This window comes from Streptomyces amakusaensis, from assembly GCF_039532665.1.
Classification (GTDB): domain Bacteria; phylum Actinomycetota; class Actinomycetes; order Streptomycetales; family Streptomycetaceae; genus Streptomyces; species Streptomyces amakusaensis.
In genome coordinates, this window is sequence record NZ_BAAASB010000052.1 from 1 (window position 1) to 10,436 (window position 10,436).

Below are 10,436 nucleotides of genomic sequence, written 5' to 3' on the forward strand. Positions count from 1 at the left end.
CAGGGACGCGCCGATGTCGACCGGGCGTGCGTCGGAGTCGTCGGCGAAGGCGCGCAGGCGCTCGATCTGGTCCCGGAGGGCTTCGGGCGTTCGGCCGGACACGATCCACGGCACTACCGCCGGAACCACACCCTCGGCCGACGGCTCTTCCGTCTCCGGTGCCTGTTCCAGCACCACATGCGCATTCGTCCCGCTCACGCCGAACGACGACACTCCGGCCCGCCTCGGGCGTCCGGTCTCCGGCCAGTCCCGGGGCTGCGCCGTGAGTTCCACATCGCCGGTCGACCAGTCGATCAGCGGCGACGGCTCGTCGGCGTGCAGGGTCTTGGGTACGACCCCGTGCCGCATCGCCATGACCATTTTGATGACCCCGGCGGCACCTGCCGCGTGCTGCGTGTGGCCGATGTTCGACTTCACCGATCCCAGCAGCAGGGGCCCCTGGTCGCCGCGTTCCTGTCCGTACGTGGCGAGCAGGGCTTCGGCCTCGATCGGGTCGCCGAGTCGGGTGCCCGTGCCGTGGGCCTCGACCACGTCGACATCGGCGGGGTTCAGACGAGCACCGGCGAGCGCCTGACGGATGACGGCCTGCTGGGCGCGGCCACTGGGGGCGGTGAGTCCGTTGGACGCGCCGTCCTGGTTGACGGCCGAACCGCGCAGCACGGCGAGGATCTGGTGGCCGTTGCGCCGGGCGTCGGAGAGACGCTCGACCAGCAGGACACCGACACCCTCGCCCCACCCCGTACCGTCCGCGTCGGCGGAGAAGGACTTGCAGCGGCCGTCGGGGGCCAGGCCGCGCTGGCGGCTGAACTCCACGAAGGTGCCGGGCGTCGACATGATCATGATGCCGCCGGCGAGGGCCATGGAGCATTCCCCGGCCCGCAGGGCACGCGCCGCGAGGTGCAGGGCGACCAGCGAAGACGAACAGGCCGTGTCGAGAGTGACCGCCGGACCCGTCAGACCGAGGTGGAAGGCGACACGTCCGGACATGATGCTTGAGGTGCTGCCGGTGAGGACGAGCCCTTCGACGCTCGGCGGCGCGTCCTGCATACGCGGGCCGTAGTCCTGTCCCGTGGCGCCGACGAAGACACCGGTACGGCTGCCGCGCAGCGACAGCGGGTCGATGCCCGCGCGCTCGACGGTCTCCCAGGCGACTTCGAGAAGCAGCCGCTGCTGGGGGTCCATCGCCAGCGCCTCGCGCGGCGACACCTCGAAGAAGGGCGCGTCGAACCGTCCGGCTCCGGGAAGGAAGCCACCCTCGCGGGTGTAGCTCTTGCCGGAGCTCTCGGGGTCGGCGTCGTACAGATCCTCTGGCCAGCCACGGTCGTCGGGGAAGGGCCCGACCGCGTCCGCGCCGTCGGCTACGAGCCGCCACAGATCCTCGGGGGAGCCGACGCCGCCGGGGAACCGGCAGCCCATGCCGACGATCGCGATGGGCTCGTGGTCCTTCTCCTCCGCCTCACGGAGCTTGCGGTGCGCTTCGCGCGCGTCGTTGATGGCTCGCTTGAGGTAGTCGCGGAGTTTCTGTTCCTCAGCCACGCGGGTTCAGCCTCTCGGAAAATCGCAGGGTCGTACGGGGGGTGCCGGAGCCGGCGGCGAGGGGTGTCGTCATCACTCCAGGCCTCCGTCGACGAGGGCGAAGAGTTCGTCGTCGGTGGCGTCGTCCAGCGTGTCGGCGGTGGAGTCGTCGCCGCCGTCACCGCACAGGGCCAGGAGTGCGGTGAGCCGGTCGCGGATCTCGGCGCGGCGCGCGTCGCCGTCCGGCAGCGCGCCGAGCGTGCCCTTGACCCGGTCGAGGTCCAGAAGCACGGCCTCCGGCCCTGTGCCGGCTCCGGACGCCGGAGCCTTCCCGGCGGGGGAGTCGAGGACCAGTTGCCCCTTGAGCCAGGCGGCGAGTTCGACCGGTGTGGGATGGTCGAAGACGAGCCCGGTGGGCAGCCGCAGCCCGGTGGCGGCATTGAGCCGGTTGCGCAGTTCCACCGAGGTCAGCGAGTCGAAGCCGAGCAGCTTGAACGCCCGGTCGCTCTGCACGGTGTCCGGGTTCGGGTGGCCGAGCACAGTGGCCGCCTGAGTGCGTACGAGGTCCACGAGCAGTTTGTCGCGCTCCTCGTCCGGCAGGCCGGACAGCCGCTGCGCCAGTGTGTCGGAGCTCTCCGCCGCACCATTGGCGACCGCCCGCCGGGGCCCGGTCCGCACCAGGGCGCGGAAGAGCGGCGGCACGGTGTCGCCCAGGCGGCCGAGGGCCGCGGTGTCGAGCCCGGTGGCGGTGACGACGGCGTCCCCGAGATCCTGGGCGGCGTCGAACAGCCGCATGCCCTCGGCCGATTCCAGCGGGATCAGCCCGCCGCGCGCCATGCGCCGCAGATCGGTCTCGTCCAGATGGCCGGTCATGCCGCTGGCTTCCGCCCACAGGCCCCAGGCAATGGAGACGGCCGGCAGGCCCTGGTGGCGGCGGTGCTGGGCCAGCGCGTCGAGGTAGGCGTTGGCGGCGGCGTAGTTGCCCTGGCCCCCGGCGCCCATGAGGCCGCCGACGGAGGAGTAGAGGACGAACATGCTCAGATCGAGGCCGGCGGTCAGCTCGTGCAGATGCCAGGCGGCGTCCACCTTGGGCCGCAGGACGCGGTCCAGCTGCTCCGGCGTCATGGCGGCGACGAGGCCGTCATCCAGGACGCCCGCGGTGTGCACGACGCCGGTCAGCGGGTGCGCGTCGGGGATGCCCGCGAGCAGCTCGGCGAGCGCGTCGCGGTCGGCCACGTCGCACGCGGCGATGGTGACGTCCGCGCCCAGTGCGGTGAGTTCGGCGGCCAGCTCCCCGGCGCCGGGGGCGGCGGGACCGCGCCGGCTGGTGAGGAGGAGATGGCGTACGCCGTACTCGGTGACCAGATGGCGGGCGAGGAGTGTGCCGAGACCGCCGGTCGCGCCGGTGATCAGCACGGTGCCGTCCTGGGCCGGTCCGGCCGGCACGGTCAGGACGACCTTGCCGACGTTGCGGCCCTGCTGAAGGAAGCGGAACGCCTCCGGGGCACGGCGGACGTCCCAGGCGGTGACGGGAAGGGGCTGGAGGACGCCCTTCTCGAACAGGGCCAGGATCTCGACCAGCATCTCCTGCACCCGGTCGGGGATGCCGCCCACGGCGTCCGGCTCGGTGCGGGCGAGCACGGTCAGGTCGTAGACCGTGTACTCCACGCCGGGATGCTCGACGGCGAGCCGGTCCGCGTCACGGATGTCGGTCTTGCCCATTTCGAGGAACCGGCCGCCGCCCGGCATCAGTCGCAGGGAGGCGTCGATGAATTCGGCGGCCAGGGAGTTGAGGACCACGTCGACGCCGCGTCCGCCGCTGGTGGTACGGAACCGCTCCTCGAAGTCGAGGGCGCGGGAGGAGGCGATGTGGTCGTCGGCCAGGCCCAGCGCCCGCAGAGTGTCCCACTTGCCGGGGCTGGCGGTGCCGTAGACGTCCGCGCCGAGATGCCTCGCGAGCTGGACGGCGGCGATGCCGACACCGCCGGCGGCGGCGTGCACGAGGACCGATTCACCCGCACGGACCCGGCCGAGGTCGACCAGACCGTAGTAGGCGGTGAGGAACACCACCGGGACGGACGCGGCCTGGGCGAAGGTCCAGCCCGCGGGCATTTTGGCGATGAGCCGGCGGTCGCCGACGGCGACGGAGGCGAATGCGCCGTCGAACAGCCCCATCACCCGGTCGCCGACCTTGAGGTCGGTGACGCCCGGCCCGATCTCGGTGATCACGCCGGAGCCCTCGCGGCCCATCTGCGCGCCGTTCTCCGGTACGAGGCCGAGAGCGACGAGCACATCGCGGAAATTGAGGCCCGCCGCGCGCAGCGCGACGCGTACCTCGCCGTCCCGCAGCGGAGCGGCGACTTCGGGGCAGGGGGCGATGGCGAGGTTCTGGAGGGTGCCCTTGGTGGGGGCCACCACCCGCCATTCCGGTACGCCCGGAGTGATCGGCAGGGCCTGGCCGGAGGCAGGACGGTTCAGCCGCAGTGCGTACGCCTCGCCGGAGCGCAGCGCCAGCTGGAGTTCGCCCGACTCGATCGCGGTACGCAGAGCGTGTACCGGGATGTCGGCGCTGTCCGTGTCGACCAGGACGAAACGGTCGGGGTTCTCGGTCTGCGCCGAGCGCAGCAGCCCCCAGAGGGCGGCGGCGGCCGGGTCGGTGACCGGTTCGCCGGACTGGGCGCTGACGGCTCCCTGTACGACGACGACCAGACGGGTGTCGGCGAACCGTTCGTCGGCGAGCCAGCCGCGCACCGTGCGCAGGGTCCGGTGCGCCGCGGCTCCCGCGCTGTCGGCGTCGACGCCGCCGCCCTGGACGGGGAGCAGCACGACGGAGGGGACGGGGTCGCCCTGGGCCGCCGCGTCGGCCAGGGCGGCCAGGTCGGGGTGGGTCGTGGCACCGGCCGCGCCGGTGAGCCGGTGATCGGCGAAGTCGACCAGGGCCCAGCCGCTCGCGTCGTAGGGGTCGTCCCCGGCGGTGCTCCCGGCGACCGGCAGCGCGGCCCAGTCGAGCAGGAACAGGGCGTCCTCGCGGGGGGTTCCGGCACCGCGCAGGGCATCGGCGGAGACGGGCCGCAGGGTCAGTTCGTCGACGGTGGCGACGGGTGCGCCCGCCCCGTCGGCGAAGGTGAAGGACGCGCTGTCGGGCCCGGCGAAGAGGGCCCGTACCCGCAGGACGGACGCGCCCGTGGCATGGACGGTCACCCCGGACCAGGCGAAGGGCAGGCCCGCCTGGCGCTCGCTCCCGGTGACACCGGGCAGCAGCAGATGCAGCGCGGTGTCGAGGAGCGCCGGGTGCAGGGCGTACTGTCCGGCCTCGGCGGCCAGCTCGTCGGCGAGGGCGACCTCCGCGTACACCTCGTCCCCGCGCTGCCACAGCCGGCGCAGTCCCTGGAAGAGCGGGCCGTAGCCGAAGCCCTGTTCGGCGAGACGGTCGTAGCCTCCGTCCAGGTCCACCTCCGCGGCCCCGGTGGGCGGCCACGCGGTGAGGTCTTCGGCGGGCGCGGCCCCGGCCGAGACGCCCAGGGCGGCGGTGGCGTGCAGGGTCCACGGCCGGTCGCCGCCCTCGGGGCGCGCGTGCACGGTCAGCTCGCGCCGACCGGCCGCGTCGGGGGCGGCAACGGCCAGCTGGAGCTGAACGGCCCCGCCTTCCGTCAGAACGAGCGGTGCGAAGAGGGTGAGTTCGTCCACCCGGTCGCAGCCGACGCGGTCCCCGGCCTGGGTGGCCAGCTCGACGAACGCGGTACCGGGCAGCAGTACATTGCCGAAGACGGTGTGGTCGGCCAGCCAGGCGTGGGTCCGCAGGGATATCCGGCCGGTGAGCACCAGACTCTCGCCGTCGGCGAGTTCGACGGCCGCGCCGAGCATCGGGTGCCCGCCGGTGGCCAGCCCGGCGGAGGTCACATCGCCGGTCGACGCCTCGGTGATCAGCCAGAAGTGCTCGTGCTGGAAGGCGTATGTCGGAAGGTCCACGATCCGCGCGCCGGAACCTTCGAAGTGGGCCGCCCAGTCGACGCGCACACCGTGCACCCAGGCCGAGGCGACGGAGCCGAGCAGCTGGTCCAGGCCACCGCGCCCGCGCCGCAGGGAACCGGTGACCAGGACGTCGACACCGGTGGCCTCGACGGTCTCCTCGATGCCGACGGCGAGCACGGGGTGCGGGCTCATCTCCAGGAAGACATCGTGACCCTGGTCGATGAGGGCGCGAGTGGCGTCCTCCAGGCGCACGGTCTGCCGCAGATTGCGGTACCAGTAGCCGCCGTCCATCTCGCTGCCGTCCGCCCAGTCGGCGGTGACCGTGGAGAAGAAGGGCACCTTCGCGGGGCGCGGGGCGACCGGCGCGAGGAGTTCGGCCAGCTCGTCCTCGATGTGCTCGACGTGTGCCGAGTGAGAGGCGTAGTCGACGGGGATGCGCCGGGCCTTGACGTCGTCGGCGACGAGGGTCGCGTACAGCTCGTCGAGAGCCTCGGGGTCGCCCGACACGACTGTCGAGGAGGGGCCGTTGACGGCGGCGACGGAGATCCGCTCGCCCCACGCCGCGAGGTGTGCGACGGTCTCCTCGCGCGGCAGCGGCACGGACGTCATGCCGCCCTGTCCGGCGATCGCGAGGAGCGCGCGGCTGCGCAGGGCGACGATCCGGGCGGCGTCGTCGAGGGTGAGGACGCCGGCCACACAGGCGGCGGCGATCTCTCCCTGCGAGTGGCCGACGACGGCCGAGGGCTCGACCCCGTACGAGCGCCACACGGCGGCCAGCGCCACCATGACGGCGAACAGCGTCGGCTGGACGACGTCGACCCGCTGGAGGGAGGAGCCGTCCCGGTCGTCGGGACTCTCCCGCAGGACGTCGAGCAATGACCAGTCGGTGTACGGAGCGAGCGCGGCGGCGCAGGCGTGGATCGTCTCCGCGAACACCGGTGAGGTGGTGAGGAGTTCGTCGGCCATGCCGATCCACTGCGAGCCCTGCCCCGGGAAGACGAACACGGTCCGGTCGTGGACGGTCCCCGTGCCGCCCCGGATCACGCCGGGCGCGCTCTCGCCCGCGGCCAGCCTCTCGACCGAGGCGAGCAGCTGCTCGTGGCCGCTGCCGAGGACGACGGCACGGTACTCGTGCGAGGGCCGGGTGGCGACGAGGGACAGCCCGATGTCGTGCGCGCCGGTCCCGCCCTCGGTGCCGGCGAAAGCGCGCAGACGGTCGGCCTGCCCGCGCAGGGCCTCCTCACTCCGGGCGGAGACGATCCACGGGATGACGGCGGGCACGGCACTCGGCTCACCCGGCTCACCCGGTTCGACCGGCTCTTCACCGGCCGAGGCCGTCGGGGTCTCGGCGGCCTTCGCCGACTGCTCCAGGATGACGTGCGCATTCGTCCCGCTGATCCCGAAGGAGGAGACGGCGGCCCTGCGGGCGCGCCCGGTCTCCGGCCAGTCCCGGGCCTCGGTCAGCAGCTCGACGCCGCCCGACTCCCAGTCGATCATCGGAGACGGCTCGCTCACGTGCAGGGTCTTGGGCAGTACGCCGTGGCGCATCGCCTGGACCATCTTGATGACGCCGCCGACACCCGCCGCGGCCTGTGCGTGACCGATGTTGGACTTCAGCGAGCCGAGCCAGAGAGGCCGCTCCGCGCTGTGCTCCTGTCCGTAGGTGGCGAGCAGGGCTTCGGCCTCGATCGGGTCGCCGAGGCGGGTGCCTGTGCCGTGGGCCTCGACCGCGTCGATGTCGGCGGGGTTCAGACGGGCGTTGGCGAGTGCCTGGCGGATGACGCGCTGCTGGGAGGGGCCGTTGGGGGCGGTGAGTCCGTTGGACGCGCCGTCCTGGTTGACGGCGGTGCCGCGTACGACGGCGAGGATGTTGTGGCCGTTGCGCCGGGCGTCGGAGAGGCGCTCGACCAGCAGCATGCCCACCCCCTCCGCCCACCCCGTACCGTCGGCTTCGGCGGAGAAGGACTTGGAGCGGCCGTCGGGGGCCAGGCCGCGCTGGCGGCTGAACTCCACGAAGGTGCCGGGTGTCGACATGACCGTCACACCGCCGGCGAGGGCCATGGAGCATTCGCCCGAGCGCAGTGCCTGTGCCGCGAGGTGCAGGGCGACCAGCGAGGACGAGCACGCCGTGTCGACCGTGACGGCCGGACCCGTCAGACCGAAGGTGTAGGACAGCCGGCCGGAGATGACGCTGCCGGTGTTGCCGGTGAGCAGGATGCCTTCGAGCTCCTGCGGCATCTGCTCCACCTTGGGCGCGTAGTCGTGGTACATCACGCCGGTGAACACGCCGGTCGGGCTGCCCATGAGCGTGGCGGGGTCGATCCCGGAGTGCTCGAAGGTCTCCCACGCCGTTTCGAGCAGCAGCCGCTGCTGCGGATCCATGCTCAGCGCTTCACGCGGGGAGATACCGAAGAAACCCGGGTCGAAGAGCCCCGCGTCATGCAGGAAACCGCCCTCGCGGACATACGTCTTGCCCGGCCGCTCCGGATCGGGGTCGTACAGATCGTCAGCCCAGCCCCGGTTCTCCGGAAGGCCGGATATCGCGTCGGTGCCCCCGGCGACAAGACGCCACAGATCTTCCGGCGAGGCGACCCCGCCGGGGTAGCGGCAGGCCATCCCGATGATCGCCAGCGGCTCATCGGCCGCCGGTCCGGCCGCCGGTCCGGCCGCCGGTCCGGCCACCGATCCGGCCGAGGGGCCCACGCCGCCGCTCGCCGTCACGTCGTCCGACAGCGCCTCGGAGAGATGGTCGACCAGTGCCTGAGGCGTCGGGTAGTCGAAGATCAGGGTGCTCGAAAGACGCATCCCGGTGACGGCGTTGAGACGGTTGCGCAGCTCGACCGAGGTGAGCGAGTCGAAGCCCAGCTCCTTGAACGCCCGCCCCTGGTGCACCGCCGTACGGTCCCCGTGACCGAGTACGGCCGCCACCTGCGCGCCGACCAGCTCGGCCAGCACCCGCAGCCGCTCGGCCGCGTCCAGCCCGGCGAGCCGCTGCCGCAGCGGCGCGTCGGCGGAGCCCCGGGCCGTACCGCGCGTCCGTCGTCCGGCGCGGGGCGCGAGACCCCTCAGCAGCGGGTGGACCTCGTCCTGCTCGGCCCGGGCGCGCAACTGCGCGGTGTCCAGATTCATCGGTACGAGCAGCGCTGCCCCGGGCTCCGTGACCGCCACGTCGAACAGGGCCAGCCCGTCCGCACGCTCCAGCGGGGCGACTCCGACCCGCGCCATGCGCGCCATGTCCTGGGAATCGAGCACATCGGCCATACCGCCGCCCTGCGCCCACAGGCCCCAGGCGAGCGCGACGGCGTTGAGCCCGTTCGCGCGCCGGTGATGGGCGAGGGCGTCCAGGAAGGTGTTGGCCGCCGCGTAGTTGCCCTGCCCAGCCGCTCCGATCAGACCGGAGATGGACGAGTAGACCACGAAGGCCGACAGATCGAGGCCGGCGGTCAGCTCGTGCAGATTCCAGGCCGCGTCGACCTTGGGCCGCAGAACCCGGTCCAGCTGCTCGGGCGTCATGGCGCTGACGACGCCGTCGTCGAGTATGCCTGCGGTGTGTACGACGGCGGTGAGTGGGTGTGTGTCGGGGATGCCCGCGAGTAGTCCGGCGAGTGCGGTGCGGTCGGTGACATCGCAGGCGGCGATGGTGATGTCCGCGCCGAGTTCGGTGAGTTCGGTGGTGAGGTCGGTCGCGCCGGGTGCTTGGGGGCCTCGTCGGCTGACGAGGAGGAGGTGTCGTACGCCGTGTTCGGTGACGAGGTGGCGGGCGAGGAGCGCGCCGAGACCGCCGGTGCCACCGGTGACCAGCACTGTCCCGCCCGGCCGCGCGGAGAAGGAGGACTCACCGGACTCCCCGGACTCTTCGGGTCCCTCGGACACCGGAGCGGTGGGCGAGACCGCCGCCGCCCGCACGAGGCGCGGCACGAACAGCGAACCGGCACGGACGGCCAGCTGGGTTTCCCCGCTGTCGGGGACAGCGGTCAGCAGAACAGCGGAACCCTCCGTACCGTCCACGTGCACGTTCATGTCCGAGTCCACGAGGACGAAGCGGCCGGGGTTCTCCGTCTGCGCGGAGCGCAGCAGACCCCATACGGCGGCCTGCGCGGGATCGCCCTCGTCGCCTCCGAAAGCGACGGCTCGGCGAGTCGTCACCGCCAGGGTCGACGACTCGAACCGCTCGTCGGTCAGCCAGCCCTGGACCAGCTCCAGCGCCCGCAGCGTCAGCGCCCGCGCCCGGTCCGGTACATCGGAGGCGTCGCCGTCGGGCGCGCTCAGCGGAGCCAGTACGAAGGAGGGAACGGTGCCGCCCGCGTCGAGGTCACGGAGGAGAGCCGCGAGGTCGTCATGGACGGCCACACCATCGGGCAGACCCGCGACCGGGACCGACCCGATCACGGCCCGGGTGCCCAGAGCCGCGATCGTCACCGGAGCGGCCGGCAGCGGCGTCCACTCCACCTCGTACAGCGAATCGTGCCGCGCGCCCCCGGCACCGCGCACCATCTCGGCGGAGGCCTCGCGCCACAGCAGCTCGCGCACAGTGGCCACGGGCGCGCCCATGTCGTCGGTGATGTCGAGCGTCGCGGTCTCGGCCCCGGTCCAGGCGAGCCGTACCCGCAGAACGGCCGCGCCCGTGGCGTGGACGGTCACACCCGACCAGGCGAAGGGCAGAGCGACGGGTCGCTCACTGTCGACGACCCCGCGCAGCAGCGGGTGGAGCGCCGCGTCGAGCAGCGCCGGGTGCAGCGCGAAGCCGGCGGCGTCGGCCCGCTGCTCGTCGGCGAGCGCTATCTCGGCGAACAGCTCGCCCTCGCGCTGCCAGACCGCCCTGAGCCCTTGGAAGGCGGGGCCGTAGGTGTAGCCGTGTTGGTGGAGGGTTTCGTAGGTGTGGGTGAGGTTGATGGGGTGGGTGTTGGTGGGGGGCCAGGTGGTGGGTTTGGTGGGGTTGGGTGTGTTGG

At 72.7% G+C, this 10,436-nt stretch carries 2 protein-coding genes; both read right to left on the reverse strand.

The features are described 5' to 3' along the window. The coding region (locus tag ABD371_RS35495; RefSeq protein ID WP_344486826.1) for a type I polyketide synthase at positions 1 to 1,536 on the reverse strand (1,536 nt) is incomplete at its 3' end. Between the two features lie 72 nt (positions 1,537 to 1,608). Beyond that, positions 1,609 to 10,436, reverse strand: an 8,828-nt coding sequence (locus tag ABD371_RS35500; protein WP_344486829.1) for an SDR family NAD(P)-dependent oxidoreductase, incomplete at its 5' end; no start/stop codon positions are given.